The sequence below is a fragment of the Roseofilum sp. Guam genome, from assembly GCF_017746735.1.
GTDB classification, from domain to species: domain Bacteria; phylum Cyanobacteriota; class Cyanobacteriia; order Cyanobacteriales; family Desertifilaceae; genus Roseofilum; species Roseofilum reptotaenium.
Window position 1 is genome coordinate 19,404 of the sequence record NZ_JAGHZN010000039.1, and the last position, 25,099, is coordinate 44,502.

Consider the following 25,099-nt stretch of genomic DNA (forward strand, 5'->3'; position numbering starts at 1 on the left):
AGCGCTATAAAGTTTATGAGTCAAAATGAATGGATTGAAATTGGTCATATTGTTGCTGCTCAAGGGTTAGATGGGCAAGTGCGGGTTTATCCCGATTCCGATTTTCCCGAGCGGTTTTTAGAAGCAGGAACGCGCTGGATACAACGGTTGGGTGAAAAAACACCTCAACCGATAGAGTTATTGGACGGGCGCTTAATTCCGGGGAAAGGACTCTATGTGCTAACCTTTGATGGAATAGACACTCGCGATCGCGCGGAAGCCTTGAAAAAAGCTAAACTTTTCGTTCCGGTGAGCGATCGTCCCCCATTAGAAGATAATGAATATCATGTCCAAGATTTGCTCGGTTTAGATGTTTGGATACAGGAAACTGGAAAAAATTTAGGGGTAGTTGTTGATATCATTGCTGCTGGAAATGACTTACTAGAAGTCAAATTACTGAATCAAAAACCAGCAGAAGAGTCAGAAGTTTCTCCAAAGACAGTTCCTAATCGCAAAAGTAAAATTAAGAAGCCACGTCGCCAAAACAATCGCCCGAAAACCATTTTAATTCCATTTGTGGAAGAAATTGTGCCTGTAGTCGATCTGGAAAAGGGTAGAATTGAGATTAACCCCCCTGAAGGCTTGATTGAATAGACAGTTATTACTTTAAAGTTCTTGTATCCTTGCTATGAAAAGTCATGTCCAATTAAAAGGAGTTATAGAAAAAATCCATGATAATGGATTTTTACATCAACCTTTAGAATACGTCAATTTTCAAGACTTTGATATTAATAATGCTAAAGGATTTGGTGTAATTCAATTAGATACTTCTCAGGTTTCTTATTCAAAGTGGGTTTCTCCTAAAAGAACTAGAAGTTACCCCTTCGCGAGAATTTATAATACTTATGACGGTTCTAATGTATCAAATATTTCTAAAATAGTCACAATTATTCCTGTGATCAAAGATGAAGGTAAGGATGGAGATCGTGACAGGATTCAGTTTTCGACAATTTCTTGGATGAATCTCCTAAATATTTATATTGTTCTTGCCTATTATGATACTGCCCAAAAGAATTTAAGTAAAAATCAAGTTGATAAACATAAGCTAACTCAGCAATGTTTCAATAATAAGTTTGTTAAGTCTCAAATAAAAGAAATATTCCAATGCAAAGAAACGGCGTGTGAGTGGAATAATAAGCTTTTAAAAGAGAAATTCACTGATATTCTTAATCAAGCTTTGGATTGCTATGATTTGATTTCTAAAAATACAGGTGTCTTGATTCATTCAAGAGAAAGTATGGATCGAGATATTCAAAAATTTAATGATCAAATTGAAGAATTCAGAAACGCCTCACTTAGGGGTTCTTATAATGCTAGTAATAGAGAAGCTAAGACGATACATGAATTAGAATATTTGGTTGATGGTGTTAAAGCTCAGTTACAAATAAAAGATTACTTAGGAGGAACCTACTATTTAACTTGTGACGAATTTTATAATACAGGAGATATGTATGTTCTACAAGAATCAAAAAATAGCTCTAAAGATGCATTACCTAAAATATCAGATATTCAAGATGGTCTATTTAAGCTAATTTTGTTTCAAAATTTACAAAATCTTAATCTTGATGGTCAACATATAGATTACTGTGTCAAACTGAAGTTGACAGGAAAGGGAGTTAGAGATTCAATTTTACTTCCCGATGAAGAGAGTAAAATGAATAATTTTTTCTCTAAAAATATTGTAGTTTTTAATGATACACATCAGAAGATAATTAAGGGTTTGTTGCAAGAATCAATGTATAACAAAAAGCTGAAAATAGAAATTTCTTGCGGTTGATTCTTGAATCATGCATTGATATTCTATGAAATAGAGAATTGTTCTGTTTCATCTTATGATTAAAAGTCCTCTACGCTATCCGGGTGGTAAAGCCAAAGCTGTTAAACAAATTATTCAACATTTGCCCAAGGGATTTGACGAACACTGGGAATACCGCGAACCCTTTATTGGTGGTGGATCTTTATTCATTTACTTGAAACAGAAGTATCCCAACTTAAAGATTTGGATTAATGACTTAAATCCCGAATTATATTACTTTTGGAAAGTTGCCCAATCTGATTTAGATCAATTAGTCTCAGAAGTCCGCAAAGTTAAAGCCAGTTGCACCGATGGAAAAGGGTTGTTTCGGAACTATTTACAAGTTGATGTCAATCAATTATCAGACTTAGATCGAGCGGTTCGTTTTTTTGTCCTCAATCGGATTAGTTTTTCAGGAACTGTGGAATCCGGTGGCTTTTCTCAGCAAGCATTTTTAAAACGGTTTACGGATTCTTCGATCGATCGTTTGGCTAAGTTAGCGCCTGTTTTGCAAGATGTGAAAATCACCAATTTGGACTATAGTGAAGTGCTGAAACCGCATGGTAAACGGGTTTTTATTTTCTTAGATCCGCCCTATTTAGTTGCTACAGGTTCTAAGTTATATGGCAAAGATGGTAATCTCCATACCAGCTTTGAGCATCAACGCTTTGCCCAACAGATGCAAGCTTGTTCCCATCGCTGGTTGATTACCTATGATAATTCCCTAGAAATTCGCAAAAATTTTCAGTTTGCTCAGATTTTCGAGTGGGAATTGCAATATGGAATGAATAATTATAAGCAAGCTTCAGCCGCCAAGGGGAAGGAGTTATTCATTACCAATAGTGTTGAAGAATGTAGGGGCGAACAGCCGTTTCGCTTTGCGACATGAAACGCCCCTACAAAAACGAGTTGCTATAGCTATACTTTCCGTCGGCGCAACATCCCTAAACTACAACCACTCAAGGCTAATAAACCGAGAACAGCAGAAGGTTCTGGAACTTTAGTCCTCTCTGTCTCTGTAACTTCAACTACACTAACCGCATCAATTACAAAACCATGTACTCCATTGCGTGCATCTCCTTTAAATGAGAGGATAGTTTGCTCACTATCAGCAGTAAATTGACTCACATAGGGTAAAAATTTCAAGTCAGCCCAACTTGACGGAGTATCATGTAACAAGGTGTTAGAAAGCAGTATCGTAGGAGAAATAGATTCACCTAGCGGTAAAATTGTGAGTATACTTACCGTATGGATTATTGATTGTGGCCAAGAAACTCCTCGGTTTGTAACTGCTCGTCCATTTTTAGAATACAAGGGTTAATTAAAGGAAATGTTTCAAGAACTAGATGTTGTCACCTTAAATCATGACTTTGAAGAACATGGACTTAAGAAGAATAGTAAAGGGACAATTGTTCATTGCTATGCTGATGAACAAGCTTTTGAAGTAGAATTTCTTAGTGAATCAGGAGAGACTTTAGCCTTATTAACGTTAGCAAAGTCTGATATTGAGTTAGAACGAGAAGCGATAGGAGCAGAGGTTTTAGCAATTATCCATGGTTTACCCGTTGATCTATTAGCTCAAATACGAGATTATGCTGAATTCTTAAGATATAAAAGTACAAAGCAAATCCGGTAAGTTAAGGTTCAAACCTAATGTCGAATAACTCTGGCTTTTGATTGAAGTATTCTAAACTGAAGATTGCATTACTCATTACTTCTCTTCCATGGATGCACCTCTCGAACGGATTCAATTGTCGCAAACGGCGAAAGATCAACTGACGAAACTGAAACGGTATACGAAAATTGAACAGTGGAATATTCTCTGTCGTTGGGCGTTTTGTCGTTCTTTGGCGGAACCGTCGATCCCGTCTCCGGTTCCCATTCCCCGTGATAGTAATGTGGAGTTGTCTTGGCGGGTTTTTGGTGGGGAGTTGGCGGATGTTTTGGCGATCGCCCTCAAACAACGCTGCGTTAATGATGGACTCGGCACCGATCCGGAAACCCTAGCACTTCAATGTCGCCGTCATATCCATCGAGGAATTGGCTATTTGGCGGGCGATCCGAATTTGAAGAAGATTGAAGATTTAATCCGGTTGTGCGATCGCTCTGATATTAAATGAGCGATCGCACGGCTGGGAATCAGTTATTGCAAGAGTTCTGCAATAAACTCGAAGGTATTTCCAAGCTACTTATTGATAATTCTTCTGGATTAGTTGAGATTATCTAGTCCCAGAGATTAAGATAAGATTCTGATTAAATCTAAGTTGACAAAAAACTCAGATCGTGTATTAGCTTCTCTGTCTAGGTTGGTACTGAATCTTTACAAAAGTTAAAATAAAAATTAATTAGGAATTCCTCTCATTAGTTGTACAATGTCTTATAAATTAATTTTTAGTAACTTTTCCTAAAGGAAACGACAGGATGACCATGAGATTGAATCGACGACACTTTATTCTCGCAGCAGGAACAGGGATCGTAGCGGTTGCCGGTAAAAAGTTAATCAGCACAGGGCCGGCGATCGCCCAACGAACCAGCTTAAACCTCTATTCCTCTCGTCACTACGACACCGATGATGAACTTTACGAGAGCTTTTCGCGCGCGACGGGAGTTAAAGTGAACCTGATTGAAGGTAAGGCAGAACAACTCATCGAACGGGTTAAAAGTGAAGGGGCTAATACCAGAGCCGATGTTTTATTAACCGTTGATGGGGGTAACCTGTGGCGAGCCAAACAAGATGGTATCCTACAGTCAGTTAACTCTTCGACCCTGAATCAGAAAATCCCCAATAATCTCAGAGATCCCCAAGGCTATTGGTTTGCCTTCTCGAAGCGGGCCAGGGTGATTATGTATAATAAGAATAAGGTGAGTAAATCCCAACTCTCTACTTATGAGGATTTAGCTGATTCAAAATGGAAAGGGAAAATTTTAATTAGAAGTTCGAGCAATATTTACAACCAATCCCTGGTCGGTTCCTTATTAGCAGCTCATAATGAAAATCAGATCCTCGCTTGGTCCAGAGGTATGGTTTCTAACTTTGCCCGATCGCCAGAAGGCAACGATACCGCCCAAATTAAAGCTTGTGCTGCGGGAGTTGGTGATATTGCGATCGCCAATAGTTACTATCTGGCTCGTTTAGGTAAATCGAGGGCACGGGAAGATCAACAAGTCTTTAATACGATAGGCCTCTTCTTCCCCAACCAAACTGGGCCTAATGGTCGGGGTACTCATGTCAATATCAGTGGTGGTGGTGTTGTAAAACACGCCAAAAATCAACAAGCCGCGATCGAATTTTTAGAACATCTCGCAGAGCGTCAAGCTCAACAGTTTTTCGCAGAAGGAAATAACGAGTATCCTGTGGTTGCTGGTGTCCCGCTTGATTCCGTACTGCAAGGGTTTGGTAGCTTTAAAGCCGATCCTCTCAACCCCGATGTCTTCGGTAAGAATAATGCAGAAGCCTTAAAATTAATGGATCGAGCTGGTTGGAAATAGTGATATAGCTTGATCGCTTAGGTGCTAAGGCTTCAAGCTGTACTCGATAGAAAAGAGAATCGCGATAAGAATTAAGTAAGGTGCGTTCATAACGCACCTTACTTAATTAATCTCTAAGAAGAAGGATGAATGCGCTCCACCCTTCCGGTACTGCCATCCATTTTCACCCAATCTCCATCCTTCAAAAAACGGGTAACTCCGGGAATCGAAACAATGGCAGGAATGCCCATTTCTCTGGCAACAATGGCAGAATGGGAGAGTAAACTACCCCGTTCGACTAACACTCCAGATGCAGCCGGGAATAACATGATCCAACCGGGATCTGTACGTTCGGCAACCAGAATTCTACCGGGTTCTAGGATGGCATTTTCTGGATTCGTGATTACCGTGACTTGCGCTTCGACAATGCCAGGACAACAGCCTAAGCCTTGTAGGGTAGAGTCGGAGTTATCGGAGGGTGGAACAGAAGTACGGTTTTCCTGGAAACGGTTGCCTTGATAGACAATGCCACGAGTTTCAAAGCGATCGCCAATGTCAGAATTCTGCTGATATTCTGCAAACTCTGACTTCCTCAATTTTATCAAACCTTGCAAATTTGTACAAGTATTCGTCCCTTCCACAAATCCTAAAATCTCGTTGACCTCCAGATAAAAGATATCGCGATAATCCTGGAGAAGATCGAGAGCAATGAACCGCTTACCCAGTTCGACAAAAATGCGGCGCACATGGCCAAATAAGCGAGTTCGTTCAAAGCGGAGATTTTCGCGATCGCGCACACGCTCCCTGGCATTATACAACACCCAATCAAACAGCCAGCGTTTTACGCCAAAGTGTCCCAAAGTTTGACTAACTTTCGCCTCTGCTGCTTGGCGTAAGTCCCCCGAAACCGAAGCCGAATCTTGGAATTGCCCGGATTTTGCCAGTTGACCCACCGAGCGCAAAAGGGGTAGAGGATTATCGAATAGGGTGGGACTTTCCAGTTTCAGCTCTCCCAAACAGCGATCGCCAAATTTGTGCAAATACGCTTCATAGTTTTGCTCTACCTCTGAGGTATTTTTCAAATGGGACAAGATCTCACCCAATTCCCCCTCACAGAAAACTTGAGTCAGTTCCTCATCTTTAGCCACTAAACGCGCTAATTCTTTCACCCGTATTGCTGGTTCTGCGCTAATCATGCCCCCTTCACCGCTAATTAAATCATTTTGCAATGTCCCCGTACTCTCGTTGCACCAAGATTGAGCCAAATTTTGCAAAATGCCATAGAAAATCATTGCAAAAAAGTCATTAATCAAGGGTGCATCCCAACTGCGTAATAACTGCCGTTCTAAATCCCGGTAATGAGCCACTAATTCATCGGCACGTAAATCCTGGAGTTCCAATCCCTTAAATTTCTGCCCTAACCCTTGTGCCAATCGCTGATAGAATCGCTGGATCTTAGACTGTAATAAGATAAAGTTGAGTCCTAATCCGGCAACTGTTTGCAATAAGCGCAGGCTATCCATGATCTGTACCGAGAGCGCTGATTTTTGACTGGGTTGAATGCCAATAGACTCTAAAATTTCAGATGAAATGGGTTCTTTTACCCCCATCATCTGCTCCATAAATCGGCGATTGACTTGAAACCCCGGCAACAGAGACAAAACCTTGTACCAACTCAGGAGATTATAGTAAACGCGCCCTTGAACCAATCCAATCATGCGATTAAAAGTTTGGGAATTATTTTCCACCACTGTTTTATCCACACCCATTAACAGACAAAATTGCCGGTACACTTCCTCATAAGCGCGACGAGCAAAGGAAAAGGTTAAGGGGGTGGTTACTCCGCTATAGCTTTCGGAGATATTGCTATTGTCCCAAAGATTCAATTGACCATCGGGATCGGGGAGTTTAGCTAATCCGGTAATGGGTCGCGCTTGCAGTAAATAGACTCGATTATTTTCCACCGCCCATTCTATATCCTGGGGACGACCAAAATGCGCTCCGACTTGATGGACTAAGTCAGTAATTTGCTCGATCATTTCTACATCTAACAAGGGATGCTCTTCAGGAGCCGAAATGACGGTTGTTTGGCGATTGATGCGATAGGTTTGCCCATCGACTTCCCCCGAAACCAAAGCATCCCCAACTCCTGAAACCGCGCTAATCACCGTAAGCCCTCGTTGACCCGTGACGGGATCGGCTCCAAAGGCGACTCCGGCAACCTCGGCATTCACCATGCGCTGAACGAGGACGGCTGGGGGTTTGGGGTTACCCAGGTGATGTTGCTGGCGGTAGGCTAAGAGGCGATCGCTAAATCCAGAGCGCCAAACCTCCACTACCCGGTCAGCTACCTCCTCCACAGGCACAAATAGGAAGCTCTCCAATTGTCCCGCAAAGGAATAGTCTGCTCCATCTTCATCGACAGCAGAAGAGCGCACAGCTACCAGTTCTCGATTGGGGGATAAGATTTTTAGGGCTTGTTCTAATTCTGCTTTTACCTTACAATTTAAATGCAATACTGCAATACTTTCAGAAATAGTACCTTTTGCCAAATCTTCCTGTTGTTCCTCAGTTAAACACTCGTAAAATACACTTGGTGACACTACAAACCACTCAGGAATCGGCAAATTGAGAGCTTGCAATTGGGCTAGGGCAGCGCCTTTCCCCCCTAATTCTTGAGAATGGATCGTGTTTTGAGCAGTAAGAATATAAGTCATAGGATTTGAGGAAATAGGGAATCAAAATTAACGATTACCAATGCAATCGCATGATTGAAAAGCTGGTATATAGCTGCAAATAATAGGAATTAATTGAGATGTCTATTGGTGAACAATTCATGAAAAATTCTAGTCCTCTCAATTCTCAAATCCATTCAATACATTTTCCCAAGCTTCTAACTCAAAAATAGTTTCAGTTTTCCTCTATCCTATCTGGGAATTTCCGGTTCAGCAAGCCAGTAACTAAAGTGCGTGCTTGAGTAATCTGACCTTCTTCACTGCCTTCTTCTAGCACTTTTTCGGTGGTATTTTGTTGAAAAGATCAACTGAAAGCTGGCGATCGCATAACCATAACCCCAAGTTAGAGGGCTAATTGCCCAAAAATCGCTGAATTTTTTCGTCATCTTAAATACTCAAAGCCAAGCGTAGCCTTAGATTCAAGCCTGTTGTCACCCCCTGAACTTCTAAAGATAGGCTTTCAACACTTCACAGGTAGCCTGTCCAGTGCGAGACCAGCTAAATTGTGCTGCTCTTTTGAGACTTGCTTGACTTAGATCTTCTCGTGCTTGAGGATCGTGAATTAGGGTTTCCATGGCAGCAGTCATTTCTAGTACTTGGTAGGGATCGACTAAAATAGCGGCATCGGCGGTAATTTCGGGAAGGGAGGAGTAATTAGAGGTAATGACTGGAGTTCCACAAGCCATGGCTTCGAGGACGGGTAAACCAAAGCCTTCCCAGAGACTGGGGAAAATGAGGGCGATCGCCTGATTCATCAGTATAGGAAGTTCTTCTGATGACACATAGTCAAGGAATTTCACTTGCTTCGTTACTCCGAGTTCGTTTATTTGAGCGATTAAACTGGGGGTGTAACGGCGATCGCTTGGTCCCACTAACCACAACTCGTATTCTTGATCGTGGGGTAGCTTTGCAAATGCCTCAATCACCCGATGCAGATTTTTATAATTCGCATGACGACCAACATAGAGAAAATAATTAGAAAGAGGTAAATTTAAGGGCTGAAACTGATCGCGATCGTAACCGAGTAAAATAGGAGTGATGCGATCGGCTTTGATGGAAAAGTAATCCACAATATCATTGGCCGTTGCCTGGGAATTACAGATAACATGAGTCGCTTGATTGAGAACTTGTGGTAGATAATACTGGCAATATAGGGTAAGGGGCGATCGCCTTTCCGGAAACCGCAAGGGAATCAGATCGTGAACCATGACCACAAAGCGACACCCCTGATATAACGGCGCTTCGGGTAGAGGAGAAAAGAGTAAATTCCCTTGCAACTGGCGATAAAGTTTAGGTAACCTAAATTGAGTCCAGAATAACCGTTTAAGATGACCTTTAGCTCCCTGTTCTGGCGTTTGTCCTCCTGGAATTGGATAATGGGAATAGCCCTCTAATTTCCGGGCACTTAACAGGGTTGGATTCAACTCTCTCAGATAGGGTAAAATATTCAGAGTATAGGTGCTAATTCCCGTCGGTTTGTTCATTAGCACAGCTAAGTTAATTAAAAGACGATCGATCATTAGAAAAACTGACTATAAATATAGTGAAATCATACAACAAATAATACAGGTAAATCAAAGTCAATCATTATGCCTGAATTTCAACACCAGCCAATACTTCATATGATGAATAATATAGTTCTGGTCGATGGAGATATGTTTTTCTCCAAAATGCAAACCCTTACCATTACTGTAAATTTACAAGGAGTGATGGGTAAAGGATTAGCGGCTAGGGCAAAATCTCAATTTCCGGATATTTTTGTTAGATATCGGGAGGCTTGCAAGAATAAGCAAATAACCGCCAACAGACCTTATCTCTATAAGCGGGAAGCTGCATTAGATCCAGATCTAGCTGATTTAGGGACTCCCTTAAACACTCTAAATTCTCTCCAATGGTTTTTACTGTTTGCCACGAAACGACAGTGGAGACAAAACTCTAGAATAGAAGATATTGAAGCGGGGTTAAATTGGATTAGAGAGAATGCCGTCCAAGAGGGAATTAAATCTCTATCCCTACCTGCATTGGGTTGTGGATTAGGAAAACTTCAATGGTCAGAAGTGGGCCCTTTGATGTGTCACTATTTATCCGATCTTGGCATTCCTGTGGCGATTTATTTACCTCACGAAGAGCAACTCGATCCTAAATTCTTAACGGCTGACTTTTTACTCAATCATTAATCATAACAAATCTCGGATAGGGTAAAATATCCTGGGTAGGAGTTCTAAGTCCCGTAAATTAGTTCATTAGAACCGCTAAATGAATCACCAGACGATCATTGATTAGGACAACTATAGCGTTTCTCTGTTCTATGAGGTACAGCTTGCAGCCTTAGAACCTAAGCCATACGAGCTATTGCCTATTCCCTATTCCCTAGCGCGAAGCGCTATATATCTCATGAATATTCTCATTGTTCACGCTCATCATGAACCTCAAAGCTTTTCCTCTGCACTATACCGACAAGCAGAAACCACTCTCAAGGCATTGGGCCATACGGTAGAAACTTCTGATTTGTATCAAATGGGATTCGATCCTATCTCCGATCGCCGCAATTTTACCTCAGTCCACGACCCAGAGTATCTCAAGCAGCAGCTCGAAGAGCGACATGCGAGCGAAGTGAATGGCTTTGCCTCCGATATTGAGGCAGAAATGCAGAAACTAGAACGTTGCGATGCACTGATTTTTAACTTTCCCCTCTGGTGGTTTGGAATGCCTGCGATCCTTAAAGGTTGGTGCGATCGCGTTTTAGCTATGGGGCGAATTTATGGCGGGCCGAAACTATACGAAAATGGTGTAGGTCAATCTACTAAACGGGGTTTAGCGATCTTAACCACTGGAGGCGGCCCGACTGCTTATGATGGTTGGGGATTAAATCCAGGAATGGATAAGATTCTGGCTCCTGTCCAGCATGGTATTTTCTGGTTTAATGGCTTTTTGCCTCTCGAACCCTTCATCGCTTGGTCTCCAGTCCGCATCAGTCAAGAGGAGCGAGTGACTTACTTGGAACAGCTCGATCGCAAACTCCAATCCTTATTTGACGAACAACCCCTACAGTTACCGAAAATGGAAGATTTTCCGAACTGGGGACATGATACACAAAAACGCTTTATGGTCGTCGGAAGTCGGAAACGCCAAGCGGATGAGAAGTATCTGTCGTTAGTTGCTGCGGAACTGGAAATGGTCGCCCGGTGGCAGAAGGAAGGTAAGGTGCTGAATTTTACGATTGCTGCGCCAGAAGATCCCAACTGGCGAGGATTTCTGACCATGCGAGGACGCGATCGCCAGGAAATCGAAACTCTTTTAAGCCAACTGCCTCTAGTTGACTATTTGAGCTTTGAAATTACTGAACTCACTTATTTAGCGGGATTCTAATGTCTTTCTTATACAAGCATACTCAACTTGGGACAATTATTCTTGTTCTCTTGGCGGCTCTTTTGCCCCTAGTGTTTTTCTATCTCTCTAAAGGCTTTTTAGGGGTGGGAGCGAGTGTTTTGATCGGGATTTTAGTACTTACCATTTTGTTGAGTACATTAACCGTGACCATTACCGCAGAACGGATCAAATGTTCGTTTGGAGTGGGTTTAATTCATAAAAGCTTCCCCTTGTCCAGTATCACGAATACAGTGATTGTCAAAAACCCTTGGTATTATGGATGGGGAATTCGCCTGACTCCTAGGGGATGGATGTTTAATATATCGGGGTTAGATGCGGTGGAAATTGAGTTGAATTCTCAGTCCTATTTTCGCATTGGCACGGATGAACCACAAGCTTTAAAATCAGCGATTGATGAAGCCATTGAAGTTCATCGTCAACTCGGATGAGAAACTCTGGATTGCAAAAATTGCTGTAAGCCTTGCCAACGTCCTTGGTAGTTATCGGGATTTTGCTTAATCCAATCGAGGATAATTTTTAGGCTCAGATAACCCAAGTTTAAGAGCAAAGCTAGAGGGGTTCCATGTTGCTGTAAGAAGTAGAGTTTGCTAAAGGTGGCGTGATGAAGTTTCGCTTTGAGGTTGCGATCGCTAGTTGCAGACACTTGATGGGTGACTAAGATCGCCTGAGTAACGGCAATAGAATATCCGTGTTTGAAATAGCGCTCGCATAGATCATTGTCTTCATAGTAGAGAAAATAATGGGTATCGAATTGGGGACAAGATTCAAATTGGGCTAAATTGAGCATCAGGCTACATCCGGATACCCAGCGAGAGGGAAGAATTTTAGCAGGCGGGTTTTCTGAGGAGGTAATGGGACGTTGATGGGGGAGCGATCCGAGCCATCGATTAAATTGTCCTTGGGTAAACCAGGAATTTCCTTGGCTGTCTTGAATTTGAGTCCCTAAAATGGCTAAGTGAGGATGTTCTGCAAAGCAGGTGTGAATGTAGGGAATGGCAGCATCAACTAAGGTAGTATCCGGATTGATTAACCAAACAATGCTGTGAGGATCGCGCTCATAAATCCAGTTTAATCCTAAATTACAACCCCCTCCAAAGCCTAAGTTTTCAGGTGCACTCAGCAGGGTTAAGTTGGGATAGATTGGGGTTAGGGGTTGAAGGGTTAGATCGTCTGGAGAATTGTTGACGATCAGGATATGCAGGTTCGCTAAATCTGGTGCTGGAATGGACTTAAGGAGTAATTGAATTAAGTTGGTAGAGTAATAATTAACGATTAACAGGTATAGCATTTTGAATTGATTGGTGCATCAACAAGATTTTGCCCTCTCCCTATATCCCTCTCTCCCCATCCCCCTATCCCCCCATCACAGCGCGAAGCGCTATATTGCATAGGGAATTAGGGAAACTGGCGATCGCGCACCTCCTGACTAAAGGTTTTTACTGCTTCGGTAATCGTCTCGTGGAGATTAGCATAGACTTTAGCAAAAGGCGGTTGCCAACTGGAGAGTCCTAAAACGTCGCTGGTGACTAACACTTGGCCATCACAATGGGGCCCTGCACCAATACCAATGGTGGGGATAGGAAGGGTTTCAGTAATTTTTTGGGCTAGATCGTGGGTGATATTTTCCAGGATAATAGTAAAAGCTCCGGCTTCCGAAAGAGCGATCGCCTCGTGTAAAATGCGATCGCCTTCTACTTGTGCTTTTCCCTGTCTGCGATAACCCTGTCGATGCACGGACTGAGGCGTTACCCCCACATGACCGACGACCGGAATACCGCTTAAACTTAAACGATGGACAATCTCGATCATTTCCGGATAGCCCCCCTCTAGTTTCACCGCCCCCGCTTGAGTTTCCTTCAACACTCGACCCGCCGATCTTAAAGCCTGAATGGGGCCTTCTTGATAACTCATAAAGGGGAGATCGCACACTACCAACGCTTCTTTCACCCCTCGACAGACCGCTTGGGTATGATGAATCATCTGATCCAAGGTTACCGGTAGGGTTGTGGGATGACCTAACGCTACCATGGCCAAAGAATCTCCGACTAAAATCAGATCGACCCCAGCCTTATCCAGCAGTTGAGCAAACGGATAATCCCAGGCTGTGAGCATCACCAGAGGATGACCTTGACGCTTGCGTTTCACTAATTGGCTGGTTGCGATCGCCATTTGCCATTACCCTTATGTCACAATTAAAGAAATGAATCCTGGGCTAGTTTATGGAGTTTCCCCAGAAGCCCTTCTTATTTTAGAAGTTTTTGTCCCTCCTGGGAAAAATGGTTGGCTTTATTGTCTTCCAATTCTAAAAAAAAACTTAATTTTCTGGGAAAATCATGTAATTGTCCGGGGAAGTGTGTAGTTACCTATAAAAGACCTTTCCGTACTGTCACGTAGCTGTCACGGGATACGTGATAGGCCAAGGGTTAGTAGGGTCGATAAATTTCAGTGGTGTTTCTTTTGCTTGGTGGACATCTACCTATGTTTGACTTCCTTCCTTTCTCGTTAAGTTTATGCCGACGGTGTATGGAGATCGCCACGATTACCTCTCTAGTTGGTTTATGCTTAAATTGGGATGTATCGGTGGCGATCGCTCAAAGCTCTTCAGAAAGCGCACAAATTGTCTATGTTCCTCAACTACAAGACTGGGAAGACCCACCCCCTGGTCTCCCCAGTCGCCGTGAAAGCGCCGGAAGTCGTACAGGCTGCACGATGAAAGACGAGACGGGTGGAGAATACCAAGCCTTAAGCTCAATTATGCCCAGACATAGCTTTGGGTTGACAACCCAAGCTTCTCCTACCCTTTATTTCTATGTTCCTCCCAATCAATCAGAAGTGGTAGAGTTTGCTTTGGAGGACGAAACGGGTAATGAAGTTTATAAAGTAGAGTTGAGTTTGAAACAACAGTCTGGATTAGTCGCCGTTAATCTTGCTGACTTACCGAATTCACCAAGCTTAGAGGTCAACCAGGTTTATGTTGGCTATTTTCAATTGAACTGCAATGGACAATGGTTAGATCATGTGGCAACAGGAATCAAACGCATTCCGTTAGAGCCAATGCACCAAGAACAATTAACACAAGGGGCGATCGCCGATCAAATTAGATTTTATATCCAAAATGGAATATGGTATGACCTCCTACAAACCCTGATCGAAGCTTATCCGCATAACCCAAATATTCCTCTGAATTTAAATACCCTATTTTCCACTCAGGCAATTGAACTTGAACATCTACTACCCGTGATTAACCCTTCCCAGCCCATTATCCTCATATCCATTAAAAATTAAAAAGAAGTCAAGGAATATAGTGCAAAGCGCTAGGGAATAGGGAATGGGATTATGCCTCGACACGAGAATAGCACGGGAGTAGGTCACGCCCTGTAACTTTAGTTCGGGGCGCAAAAGCGACACTATCCGCTTTAGCTGCCGTAAAACCGTGTTACAATTGACAGGTGAGTAAAGGTAAACGCCTACGTGATGAGGCACTTCTAGTAGTGGAGAAATCCCACCAACCGAAAGCACATATTGAACTGTGGCTCCGAGTTGGAAGTAATGGCAGAATGCTGAACGTACCGAACTGGCTGAGTGGTCGTACCTGAGAAAGCAATCAAAAGGTGAAAAGTAGCGGGAACCATCGAGATTAATCTGATGGAACTCAGTAGGGGCGCTTTGACAACGCCTTTAAGAATCGGATTTTGGGCTACTTAAGAATCTGTGCGTCTTTAGATCACAGAGTGTCAAAATTGATCAACAATGATTGAATATCAACCTCCCTTCTACTTCAACGATGGTTTAATCCAAACCCTGGTTGTAGACTACTGGTATGGAAAAACATGGAAAAAATGGGGCGATCGCGCTTCTTGGTTAAGCCATCTCCCCCAAGTTCCTTGGCAAGAACAGATTTTCACAGGTGCTGAAGGCGTTCCCCTTTGGGGAATATGGAGTTGTCCCACCGATGCTCAAGGGACAATCATCTTCAATACGGGAATCGATGGCATTGTTAAGAATGAGTGGTACGCTCATTTATTCGCTCGCAAAGCTTATCAGCGTAATTTTGCCATTCTTCTCTACGATTGGCGAGGTCACGGAAAAACTGCCCAACTTTCCCCCGTCCCCTCCTCCTACGGTTGGCGAGAAGGACAAGACCAAGTTCATCTGGCAGAACAACTGACAAAACTCGGTTGTCCTACTCCAGTAATTCTCACCGGTGCATCGATGGGGGGACAATTAGCGTTATGGGGATTAAATGCAGCCATCGAAACCCGTTGTTCTCTCATCTGCGGCGGAGCGACTCTCTCTACAAATCTCGAATCTAACCTTTCTCTAGCCCATTTACGAACCACGTTCATGGGTCGAAAAATTGAGCAGCGTTTTGTGCGAAAATTTTGCGCCGAAGCCGAAAAACGGCGAGAACTCTTTCCCCAGACGTTAAAACCGGGTGCTGTGGAACGGATGACTTCAGTTGATCGGTCCGATCGCGAAATGGTCATCGACTACTACGGTTTTAACAGCATCGAAGACTATTATTACCAAACCAGCGCCCTGTACTTTTTGGATCGCTTAACCCTTCCCTACTTAATTATTTATGCCGAAGACGATCCCCTATTCGATCCGCAAATCATCCCGCAGATGAAAGAGCGCATGGCTCAAAATTCCCATGCTCATTTGATTCTGACAAAAAAAGGCGGTCATATCAGTCACATTAACAAACCCAACTATTCAGAAGATCGATTTTGGGGGATGAATCGATTACTAGAGTTTTGCGCAGTGCTACTTGAGAGCTATTCTTCGTCGATATTCTGATTAACTATAAAAAGGCTCCCACCCTTTGGATGTTAGTCAAGTGGCGAGATTACCTCATATCCTTCATAACTGTTCATTCTAATGTCTACCGAAGAATTACTAAAACAAGGCTTTACCTATCACCAACAGGGACAATATGCCCAAGCAGAGGAGGTTTATGGGCATATTGTGCGGCAGGAACCAGAAAATACAAATGTGCTGTGTTTATTGGGAATGGTGGCGCGGGGACAGGGAAAATTAGAGGAGGCGATCGCCCATTACGAAAGCGCGATCGCCCTTAAACCCGACTTTATTGAGGCGCGGTTTAACTTAGGTAACGCTCTGAGTGCAAGTGAACGCACAGAAGAGGCGATCGCCTGTTATCAGCGCCTCTTAGAGCTACAACCGAATCATGCGGGGGCTTACAGTAATCTGGGTTTACTCTACCATCAGCAAAATCAGATTGCAGAAGCGAAACAGGCTTTGCAACAGGCGATCGCGATCGATCCCAATCAGGTAGAAAGTTTCTATAATCTGGGTAATCTGTACAAAGCTGAACAAGAGTGCGATCGCGCCATTGCCTATTACCAGCAAGCCTTAAATCTGAATCCTAACTTTCCCCAAGCTCTGCTGAACCTGGGAAATACGCTACAACAGCAAGAAAAGGGGACAGGAATTAACGTTAAGCGTTGTCAAGAGGCGATCGCCTATTATCAGCGTGCCATCGAAGTTAATCCCAACTACACCGAAGCTTATTATACCCTCGGCCATGCCCTCATCCAACAGGGTCATATCGCCGAAGCCATCCTTGCATATCAGAAGGGCTTAAAAATCGACCCCGAAGAACCCAAAGCCCATACCGGACTGGCGTTTGCTCTGCTTAGTCTCGGTTTTCTCGAACAAGGGTTTAGTGAATATGAATGGCGCTGGAAAACCGAAGAATTCACCGCAGGCAACCTGACTCAACCCTCTTGGAATGGTGAACCTCTAGGTGGTAAAACCCTGATGCTCTATGGCGAACAAGGCTTAGGGGATATGATACAAATGATCCGTTATCTCCCTTGGGTAAAAGAACAGGGAGCCAAGATTATCCTCGAATGTCGCCAACCTCTAAAGCGTCTGTTTGCCACCTTGCCCCACGTTGAGCAAATTGTTACCAGGGAAGAGACATTACCCACCTTTAATGAACATGCTTCCTTAATGAGTTTACCTCACTTAAGCAAAACATCCTTAAACACCATTCCTGCCCCGCTGCCCTTTGCTTTACCCGATCTTCCCGAAAATTTGATCCTCCCGGAAAGCACAGCTAAATTGAAACTGGGGTTAGCATGGCAAGGCAATATAGAACATCCTAATAATTATCTGCGATCGTGTTCATTTTCTGACGTATTGCCCCTGTTTAATTGCGACAATGTATGCTTTTATAGCCTCCAAAAAGACCTCTCTGAAGGCGATCGCCAGCAACTACAGCAAACCCCTATCCAAGTCTTTAACCCAGACTGTGATGACTTTCTCGATACCGCCCATATTATCCGGCAACTGGATCTAGTGATTACGGTAGATACGGCGATCGCTCACTTATCCGCAACATTAGGCAAGCCTACATGGATACTTTTACACTTTAGCTGTGATTGGCGGTGGATGTTCCTGCGGGTTGACAGTCCCTGGTATCCTACCGTTCGCTTATTCCGCCAGACTCAACCTGGAGATTGGTTCACTGTCATGGTTCAAGTACAACAAGCCCTAGTATCACTTCAAAATTAAACTTGTAGAGTACCTTTATTAATTGACCATAGAGTAAAAATAGATCTCACGCAAGCGGAAACTGCTGTATCAAGCAGCAAAAGAAAGTGGCAAATTAATCTTAAAACAAGTACCCATCCCTGGATTTGATGTACACTCGAACTCTCCGTGATGTTCTTGAACAATAATTTGATAGGCAGTAGTCAAACCCAATCCAGTTCCCTGACCAATGGGTTTAGTACTAAAAAAAGGATCGAAAATCTTACTCCTGATCTCATCAGGAATTCCCAAACCATTATCCTGAATCAGAATAACCACTCTATCGTGAGAATCACTCTTTGTTTCTATCTGAATTTCTCCTATAAAATTCGGCTCAAATTTCTACCGTTCAACCACGGCATCAATGGCATTTTCTAATATATTCACCAGAGCTTGATTGATCTGTCCTGGATAGCATTCCACTGGCGAATTTTCGTCGAACTTCTGAATCACTTGAATCATCCCTGTTCCAAACAAGGGCAATAAAGAATTGGAAAGTAAACTCAGGGTATTCTTTATAGCTTTATTTAAGTCAATCAATTTACAACCCTGTTCATCTAAACGGGAAAAATCACTCAAAGATAACACGATTCTTCTAATTCGATCTGCCCCTGTTTTCATCGAGTCGAGTAGCTGGACAAAATCTTCTTGGATAAACTCTAAATCGAGCGATTCGATTTGATTGGCAATTACAGGAACAGGTTCAGGATAATGTAACTGGTATAGTTTAATTAAATTGAGCAAATCATGAACGTATTGAAAGCTAGACTCAATATTACTATAGATAAACGTAATGGGATTATTGATTTCGTGGGCTATCCCCCCAACCATTTTACCTAAAGCGGCCATTTTTTCAGATTGCACCAGTTGAGATTGGGTATTTTTCAATTGTCCTAACATTTGCTGTAAATTGTCTGCTTTTTCCCGTTCTTTTTTCTCGGAATCCCGCAAGGCAGATTCTATCCGGGTACGAGCTTCAATTTCTGCTGCTAGATTCTGATTAATCTGGTTCAGTTCTTGGATACGTTCTTGAACTCGCTGTTCTAAATTTCCGTTAGCAATTCTGAGTTCATGTTCAGCTTGTTGACGCAGATCTATTTCTTCTTGCAATTGGTGATTTATAAGGGCTAGTTCTTCGGGCGTTCTGAGGGATAAAAACTGAGGAATTAAAGTCACCATGGCAGCAGCCGTATAACCAGAAACTAAGGCAGTAGCCGCTTGCTCAATACCAGAGATCCAGTAATTGGGATACCACAGGGTCCAAACCTCAAGTAAATGACCGATTCCACAAAGAATCATAAAAGCACTAAATAGAATAAATATATTTAAGAATGGAACATCTTGACGTTTATATACTGAGTAAACAAGAATTATGGCAATAGACAAGTAAGCTAAAGTAATTAGAGCATCACTGGTAACATGAAGACTCACTAGGGGAGTTGGCCACAGATAACAGTTACCATGAGGCATATAAGCTAAATTGGAAGAAAAAAGAGAGGCGATCATAGTCTGTTGGTTCGTACAACTTCAAACCTCAAATAGACATCTTACAGGATTGCGATCGCCAGTAATGTATCCCCAAAAACACATATACAGATATAAGTTTTACTCCTTTAGGGTGAGCAGGAGAATAAGTTGTATTCTGCAATTTCTACTGTTAGACTCTGCCCACCCTACAATGTCGTTGTTGACTTAAATACCAGCGTGACCTAAAGCCATGGCAGTAACTAGCATTCCTAGAACGAGGAAAGGTTGGGCGCTGGCTTGGTATTTGACATCATTTTCCAGAGGATTTCGGAGGAAATACATATCTTGGAATGTGATTTGGGGAATCACAAATAGGAGCAGAATGGTGGCATAGAAATTTTCGTGAATGCTGATGAGATATGCTGCAACTCCAGCTTGGAAGATATCAATCATCAGTACACAAATCCAGGCTGCTGTACCAATTCCGAACATGACGGGCAGGGATTTTAATCCCAGTTTTTTGTCCCCTTCTACGCTCTTAAAGTCGTTGACGATCGCAATCCCCAACCCCGAAAGGCTGTAAAATAGGGTCAAGATGGCGATTGTCCAATTCATTTGCCCAAACAGGGCATGACCTGCCCACCAGGGAAAGGCGATATAACTGGCACCGAGAGCATAATTACCGAGCCAACCATTTTGCTTGAGTTTCAGGGGGGGCGCAGAATAGATATAAGAAATATAGCTGCCAAAAACGGCGATCGCTGTAATCACCTTGACTTCATGACCCGCCCAAACATCCAAACCATAGGCCAAGAATATCCCGGCAAATAATAAGATCCAAATCTGAGCTTCTACCTGGTCTGTGGAAATGGCTCCAGAGGGAATGGGTCGATAGGGTTCATTAATGGCATCAATTTCCGCATCATAATAATCATTCATGGTTTGGGTATAGCCCACCATCAATGGCCCTGACAGCAGCATACAAGCCGCCGCCATCAACACATTCTCTACTGTCCAAGTAAAGCCTCCCGAAGAGACAGCCCCACAGAGAACCCCCCAAATCAGAGGAATCCAAGTAATCGGTTTCATCAACTGGAGGCGAATTTTCCAAATGTTCGTTTCTTTCGTTTCTGCGCCCTTCATCCCCAGCATTTGCCGAGTTTGGGCACTGGCGCTAGGGGGACTACTGCTGGTGCTACTGCGTTGCCGTCGTCGGGAAGATGTAGATTGAGATGCCGTTTCGTCGTTACTCATAGCCTGGTTCTCCTCAAATGGGGGGGTTACAATTCCTCTTAAAATGAAATGTTCAGATAGCGGTCTTGGAACTTTGCGCCTTTTACGGGTTTACCACTTAATGCCGGAGGGAGCAAAATATTGCGCCGTTGGTCGCCAGCTTCAATGGTAATTTCTGGCCCGTATTGGGTGAGTTTGACCTGTTTCTTATCAAATCCAGGCAAAAATAAACGGACACTCTTTTGAGCCACATCAAGCGTGATGGGTTTCGGGGCACGGGTTGCTTCGGTAAAATCCGGTAGCGCCTTTTGCAGCACTTGCCAATTTCTACTTTTCTCAAAGGGTACAATGCTAATACTCAATGGCTCAAATTGAGCCGTAGCGGTGCTAACATCGATCGCCTCATGATCGAAGGTATCGTACAATTCTTGAAAGCTATTGGCGGCTTCGGCGGCCTGGGTATCGTGAATGACGGACTTATTCAAAATCACGCCTCCCACCGTGACTCCCACTTGCTGGGCACTCCCCCACAAATCCATGGCCTTCGCTAATGCTGTTTTATCCCCTGTGGTCACTAAATAGGCTGCCACTCGATTGGGATTCGTAATGGCTGCTTTGCCTGCATCCAGGGTTGAATTGGCTTCTTGAGTCGGAGCAGCAAAATTATCCTTAGACAGGTCTACATTCAAAACGGCGCTACTAATGGGCCCCAGAAACGGCGATAGGGCTTGGCCCACGTCTGAGTTTACAATCACATCCCGGAACCGACGGATATACCAACTCATGATTTCCGGTGTTCCCAACATTCTCAGGGTTTCGCGATCGCCATCTCCATCATATACAATCACATCATATTTTCCGCTTTGGTCATAATCCCGCAGAGCATACAAAGCCAACGCCCCATCCATTCCCGGTAATAACCCCAACTCTTGACCAAAAACTTCCTTAAAAAACGGCTTTTGTAAATACTGCGCTTCCAGTTGCTTCACATCTTCCCAACTGCGCTCTAATAAGGCAGCGCTTCGGAGATTAACCGCCTCCAGATTCGATTCAATGACCCCAGGAGTCCCTTCTTCCACCTGGCCCAACATCAATCCAATCACTGAAGGCGGTTCAGACAGGGCTAACAGCACCCGCTTCCCCGTACTAGCCATATGTTTAGCCGTGGCAATGGCCAAGGTTGTTTTACCCGTGCCACCCTTACCCAAAAATGTCAGAATCAGAGCCATGTCTGTTAATTATTCACAATCACGCTGTTGTCCCAGTTTAGCGCTTTCATGGGTTCTCAGTGACCAAGGGCCAAACCAATGGTCACTGTTGGTTATGAATTAAAGGGTCTTATTGTGCTACTAGCTCTTCTTCAAAGAACCAAGTTGAAAATTGACCGCTAAACTCAACCACAAAACCGACACCCGATCCATCGACCATTTTATAGCCGGTGATTGTCCCTACAGGGTTCTGCTTGATTTTGTCTACCAGATTAGCAGGGATGCGATCGATTAAACCTTTTACTTTTACCTTCTGACCAATATCCATTTATTCCATCTATACTATTCATGTTCTCCAATTCCACAGTGTATAGCAATGGGGGATCGTTAGCTGCATCTTTATTCGGACTTGGCTCTAGCTGGATTACCGAGACCTTAACGCGAGTAAGAATATCTTGGCCGCCGGGCTGGCGGTGTCAGTCTGTGGAGAGAGTGTAAGACCAGAGCAGAGTAAATCTGTGAAGGCAACTGCATTGAAGCAGAAACCTAAGTTGTGAGGCTCAGGAATCCCCTCGGCTTTAACCAGGGGAGGATGTCAACAGCTTAGATGTACGCTTGCTGACCGTTGCAGAGTACCACTGGTCTCTTAGGATCGATAATAGGGTTAGAATTGCCAGCCTAAACCATGACAAAGGAACAGTCAGAACTCCCGAATTCAGAAGAACAGCAGTCGGAAAAGGAAGAGAAGGAAGCCCCCGATAACTCCTCTGCTCGCCTATGGATTCGAGGGTCATTGTTGACGTTTGTGCGATGGATGCCATTACTGGGGAGTAGTGGTGCATTCATTGCCTTTCTCTCGCAACAAGAGTGGTTTATGGCGTTGCTACTCTTTCCGGTAAATGCGGTTACAGGAATTTGGGCCGCTTATTCTAAGAGCTTTTTGAGAACTCTAGCCGAGATCTATGAAGAAAGAGGCAAGGAAGATGCAAAAAATTTAATTGCAGGGATGGATCGGCTCAATAAAAATATTCAAGAGGCGATACAATGGCAGTTAGCAGGAGTCGATGATAAATACTTAACGTTGCAAGGAAATACCTGCCGCGCCTTTAAGATGGAAGGGTTTAAGACGGGTTTGAATGTTTTTACTCCATTATTAAATGAAGTCTTTGTCCCCTTGGGTTTAAGCAATGCTTTTATTCAGAATTTAGCAGGAGAATCGTTGCCCCTTGCACCCGGAATGAGATGGAATAGAGAGAAACTCAAATCCTTAGAAGAAAAAGGTTTGCAGATTTGGGATCTTTTAAGGCAAGCTGATAAATTTGAAGCCTATCGCCGGTTAGCGATTATTTCCTGGGGAGGCTATGGAAAAACAACCCTATTGAAGCACATTACGTATATTTATACTCAGAAGAAAGAAGAGAAGTATAGAGCGCCTAAACTATTGCCTGTTCTATTATTACTGCGTCAATGGCAGAATATTATTATTAATGAAAGTGGCTTAAATTTACCTCAATTAATTGAAGAGCATCATATTCCTCAGCTTCCTGGTTATGACCATTTAACGCTACCCCCGAATTGGGCTAGAAACCATCTGCGAAACGGTAAACTGTTAGTCATGATTGATGGGTTCGATGAAGTCAAGGAAGACCATCGTACTGTGGTCAGTGAATGGATTGGAAAAGAAATGAATAAGTATCCACACGCTTATTTTATTTTAACCTCCCGTCCATCCGGATATCAGTCATTTTCCTCTGAATATAAACTGAACGCTGAGTTGTTTATTCAGCCGTTTAATCGCCATCAACAAGAGAGATTTATTCAGAATTGGTATGGGTGTCAGGAGAGATATTCTAACGGGGGAAGGGAAACTCCAGACGTAAAAGCTGAAGCCATAGCAAACGCCAATAATTTATTGCAGCAGTTAGTGCAACGTCCGGAACTGGATGACTTAGCCAAAATTCCGCTCTTGTTAAATTTAATTGTGAATGTTCATCGCTCTTATCATGGCAAAGAATTGCCCAAAAAGCGGAGCAATTTATATCGAAAGGTAGTCGATTTACAATTGGTCGATCGCCCTTTGGCGAGAAATATTGAGTTACCATTGCCTGCTGATGAAGCAGAGCAGGTTTTACAGGGATTGGCTTTGTATATGGTGCGAGAAAATCAGCCGGAAATCAGTTATCCGTTATTATATGATTGTATTAAAGACGCAGTGCAATCTTTTGATCATTCAGTCCATGTGAAGGCATTAATTAAACAAGTCGTTGAAGTGAGCGAATTACTGGTAAAACGGGATGATGATTACCAGTTTGCTCATTTAAGTTTTCAGGGTTATCTAGCGGCTAAGGAAATCATTCGCACGAAACAAGAGGAGTTGTTAATCCAAAATTGGCAAGAGTCTTGGTGGCGAGAAACAATACTGTTGTATGCCGCACAAGTTAATCCCAATCAGTTCTTGAAAGCGTTAATTAATATAGGGACATCAGAGGCTGTGGCTTTGGCTTATGATTGTATCCAAGAAACCCCTCGTAAAGTCGATCTGGAAATAGAAAAAGAGTTGCAAGAACTAGAAACTAGTGTTAATCATTTATTGTTTCAAGACTTGGAACGTTATCTGAGCAATGGAGAATGGCAAAAGGCAGATGAGGAAACAACCCGTTTAATGTTGCAGTTAGGGGATGATGAAGATAAAGGCTATTTGAATGAAGATGATTTACGCAAGTTTCCTCGCGATGAGTTACAAAGGATAGATGAGCTATGGGTGAAGCATAGCAATGGGCATTTTGGCTTTAGCGTGCAAAAGCAAATTTGGCTTGACTTGGGAGGAAAATTAGACGATTATGATTACGATACGTTTGTAAAGCTCGGCGATTACGTCGGTTGGAGAAATAAGAAAGGTTGGGTGGATTATCGAGGAGAATTCACTTTTAATAAAAATGCACTACAAGGACACCTTCCGGGGAGTTGGGTGGTGAAGTTGTATGAGATAGATTGTAAGTACTCTTTTCTCTTCTCTAGACTCTAGCACATAAGGGATTCACAGAAAAATAAAGATTTATTATTAAAGGATTAAACACGGTATGTTCAGGCTTTTAGTATTTCATTACCTGTTGTAAAAAAAATACTTCATTCAGCACGAAAGTTCCATCAAAATAGTTCTTTCTTGCCCAAAATAACCATTAAAAAGTATCCCATATTACCTA

Annotated in this window: 23 protein-coding genes and 1 pseudogene; 14 read left to right on the forward strand and 10 right to left on the reverse strand. The window is 43.0% G+C overall.

What is annotated here, in order from left to right:
• Window positions 1–15 precede the first annotated feature (15 nt).
• Genes rimM through J7529_RS15765 form a run of 3 tightly spaced genes read left to right on the forward strand, consistent with a single transcriptional unit; the run spans window position 16 to window position 2,723 of the window.
• Window positions 16–633 carry a ribosome maturation factor RimM gene (gene rimM, locus J7529_RS15755; RefSeq protein ID WP_318729792.1) on the forward strand — a complete coding sequence of 206 codons (618 nt, stop codon included), beginning with the start codon at window positions 16–18 and terminating at the stop codon, window positions 631–633.
• A gap of 34 nt (window positions 634–667) precedes the next feature.
• Window positions 668–1,816: a hypothetical protein gene (locus tag J7529_RS15760; protein ID WP_318729793.1), complete on the forward strand. Its 1,149-nt coding sequence runs from the start codon at window positions 668–670 to the stop codon at window positions 1,814–1,816.
• 55 nt (window positions 1,817–1,871) lie between these two features.
• Entirely contained in the window at window positions 1,872–2,723 is an 852-nt protein-coding gene (locus J7529_RS15765; RefSeq protein WP_318729794.1) for a DNA adenine methylase, read from the forward strand.
• Window positions 2,724–2,752: 29 nt separating this feature from the next.
• On the opposite strand, the gene J7529_RS15770 is transcribed toward J7529_RS15765, so the two are convergent.
• The gene (locus tag J7529_RS15770) at window positions 2,753–3,013 is read right to left on the reverse strand and encodes a PEP-CTERM sorting domain-containing protein (RefSeq protein ID WP_318729795.1); all 261 of its coding nucleotides are present in this window, start codon (window positions 3,011–3,013) and stop codon (window positions 2,753–2,755) included.
• 151 nt (window positions 3,014–3,164) lie between these two features.
• Between J7529_RS15770 and J7529_RS15775 the strand changes: the two genes are divergently transcribed.
• The 3 genes from J7529_RS15775 (at window position 3,165) to J7529_RS15785 (ending at window position 5,323) form a co-directional block, all read left to right on the forward strand.
• On the forward strand, window positions 3,165–3,470 hold the full coding sequence (locus tag J7529_RS15775) for a DUF4926 domain-containing protein (RefSeq protein WP_318729796.1): 306 nt from the start codon (window positions 3,165–3,167) through the stop codon (window positions 3,468–3,470).
• Between the two features lie 88 nt (window positions 3,471–3,558).
• Complete coding sequence (gene dndE / locus J7529_RS15780) at window positions 3,559–3,954, forward strand: DNA sulfur modification protein DndE (protein ID WP_271940343.1); 396 nt, start codon at window positions 3,559–3,561, stop codon at window positions 3,952–3,954.
• Window positions 3,955–4,261: 307 nt separating this feature from the next.
• Complete coding sequence (locus tag J7529_RS15785; RefSeq protein WP_271943589.1) at window positions 4,262–5,323, forward strand: Fe(3+) ABC transporter substrate-binding protein; 1,062 nt, start codon at window positions 4,262–4,264, stop codon at window positions 5,321–5,323.
• 113 nt (window positions 5,324–5,436) lie between these two features.
• Here J7529_RS15785 and J7529_RS15790 read toward each other — a convergent pair whose 3' ends face one another.
• Both J7529_RS15790 and J7529_RS15795 read right to left on the reverse strand, forming a co-directional pair.
• Window positions 5,437–8,019, reverse strand: a complete 2,583-nt coding sequence (locus J7529_RS15790) for a PEP/pyruvate-binding domain-containing protein (RefSeq protein WP_318729797.1) — start codon at window positions 8,017–8,019, stop codon at window positions 5,437–5,439.
• Between the two features lie 464 nt (window positions 8,020–8,483).
• On the reverse strand, window positions 8,484–9,557 hold the full coding sequence (locus J7529_RS15795) for a glycosyltransferase family 1 protein (protein WP_318729798.1): 1,074 nt from the start codon (window positions 9,555–9,557) through the stop codon (window positions 8,484–8,486).
• Window positions 9,558–9,626: 69 nt separating this feature from the next.
• Here J7529_RS15795 and J7529_RS15800 point away from each other — a divergent pair, with 69 nt between their 5' ends.
• The 3 genes from J7529_RS15800 (at window position 9,627) to J7529_RS15810 (ending at window position 11,855) form a co-directional block, all read left to right on the forward strand.
• Complete coding sequence (locus J7529_RS15800) at window positions 9,627–10,214, forward strand: macro domain-containing protein (protein WP_318729799.1); 588 nt, start codon at window positions 9,627–9,629, stop codon at window positions 10,212–10,214.
• A 217-nt stretch (window positions 10,215–10,431) separates the two neighbouring features.
• Window positions 10,432–11,406 carry an NAD(P)H-dependent oxidoreductase gene (locus tag J7529_RS15805; RefSeq protein WP_318729800.1) on the forward strand — a complete coding sequence of 325 codons (975 nt, stop codon included), beginning with the start codon at window positions 10,432–10,434 and terminating at the stop codon, window positions 11,404–11,406.
• Window positions 11,406–11,855 carry a hypothetical protein gene (locus J7529_RS15810; protein WP_318729801.1) on the forward strand — a complete coding sequence of 150 codons (450 nt, stop codon included), beginning with the start codon at window positions 11,406–11,408 and terminating at the stop codon, window positions 11,853–11,855. The genes J7529_RS15805 and J7529_RS15810 overlap by 1 nt, the downstream gene beginning before the upstream one ends.
• Here J7529_RS15810 and J7529_RS15815 read toward each other — a convergent pair.
• The gene (locus J7529_RS15815; RefSeq protein ID WP_318729802.1) at window positions 11,843–12,715 is read right to left on the reverse strand and encodes a glycosyltransferase family 2 protein; all 873 of its coding nucleotides are present in this window, start codon (window positions 12,713–12,715) and stop codon (window positions 11,843–11,845) included. The genes J7529_RS15810 and J7529_RS15815 overlap by 13 nt on opposite strands.
• A gap of 107 nt (window positions 12,716–12,822) precedes the next feature.
• The gene (panB, locus tag J7529_RS15820) at window positions 12,823–13,596 is read right to left on the reverse strand and encodes a 3-methyl-2-oxobutanoate hydroxymethyltransferase (RefSeq protein ID WP_318729803.1); all 774 of its coding nucleotides are present in this window, start codon (window positions 13,594–13,596) and stop codon (window positions 12,823–12,825) included.
• A gap of 309 nt (window positions 13,597–13,905) precedes the next feature.
• Here panB and J7529_RS15825 point away from each other — a divergent pair, with 309 nt between their 5' ends.
• The 3 genes from J7529_RS15825 to J7529_RS15835 all read left to right on the forward strand — a co-directional run bounded on the left by J7529_RS15825 (window position 13,906) and on the right by J7529_RS15835 (window position 17,970).
• On the forward strand, window positions 13,906–14,712 hold the full coding sequence (locus tag J7529_RS15825) for a DUF928 domain-containing protein (RefSeq protein WP_318729804.1): 807 nt from the start codon (window positions 13,906–13,908) through the stop codon (window positions 14,710–14,712).
• 465 nt (window positions 14,713–15,177) lie between these two features.
• Window positions 15,178–16,227, forward strand: a complete 1,050-nt coding sequence (locus J7529_RS15830) for a YheT family hydrolase (RefSeq protein WP_318729805.1) — start codon at window positions 15,178–15,180, stop codon at window positions 16,225–16,227.
• Between the two features lie 81 nt (window positions 16,228–16,308).
• Complete coding sequence (locus J7529_RS15835) at window positions 16,309–17,970, forward strand: tetratricopeptide repeat protein (RefSeq protein WP_318729806.1); 1,662 nt, start codon at window positions 16,309–16,311, stop codon at window positions 17,968–17,970.
• A 69-nt stretch (window positions 17,971–18,039) separates the two neighbouring features.
• Here the strand turns inward: J7529_RS15835 and J7529_RS24755 are convergent, their stop codons facing one another.
• From J7529_RS24755 to J7529_RS15855, 5 genes are all read right to left on the reverse strand, one after another.
• Window positions 18,040–18,312, reverse strand: coding sequence for a sensor histidine kinase (locus tag J7529_RS24755; RefSeq protein ID WP_413038899.1), 273 nt, complete (start codon window positions 18,310–18,312; stop codon window positions 18,040–18,042).
• Between the two features lie 18 nt (window positions 18,313–18,330).
• Window positions 18,331–19,287, reverse strand: coding sequence for a histidine kinase dimerization/phospho-acceptor domain-containing protein (locus tag J7529_RS15840; RefSeq protein ID WP_318729807.1), 957 nt, complete (start codon window positions 19,285–19,287; stop codon window positions 18,331–18,333).
• A 393-nt stretch (window positions 19,288–19,680) separates the two neighbouring features.
• On the reverse strand, window positions 19,681–20,709 hold the full coding sequence (gene chlG, locus J7529_RS15845) for a chlorophyll synthase ChlG (RefSeq protein WP_318729808.1): 1,029 nt from the start codon (window positions 20,707–20,709) through the stop codon (window positions 19,681–19,683).
• A gap of 38 nt (window positions 20,710–20,747) precedes the next feature.
• Window positions 20,748–21,917: an ArsA family ATPase gene (locus tag J7529_RS15850; protein WP_318729809.1), complete on the reverse strand. Its 1,170-nt coding sequence runs from the start codon at window positions 21,915–21,917 to the stop codon at window positions 20,748–20,750.
• A gap of 109 nt (window positions 21,918–22,026) precedes the next feature.
• Window positions 22,027–22,224, reverse strand: coding sequence for a DUF2862 domain-containing protein (locus J7529_RS15855; RefSeq protein WP_271943546.1), 198 nt, complete (start codon window positions 22,222–22,224; stop codon window positions 22,027–22,029).
• Between the two features lie 100 nt (window positions 22,225–22,324).
• On the opposite strand from J7529_RS15855, the pseudogene J7529_RS24760 reads away from it, so the two are divergent.
• A pseudogene (locus J7529_RS24760) lies at window positions 22,325–22,453 on the forward strand (RNA-guided endonuclease TnpB family protein); the annotation flags it as partial.
• 128 nt (window positions 22,454–22,581) lie between these two features.
• Window positions 22,582–24,921, forward strand: coding sequence for an NACHT domain-containing protein (locus J7529_RS15860; RefSeq protein ID WP_318729810.1), 2,340 nt, complete (start codon window positions 22,582–22,584; stop codon window positions 24,919–24,921).
• Window positions 24,922–25,099 lie beyond the last annotated feature (178 nt).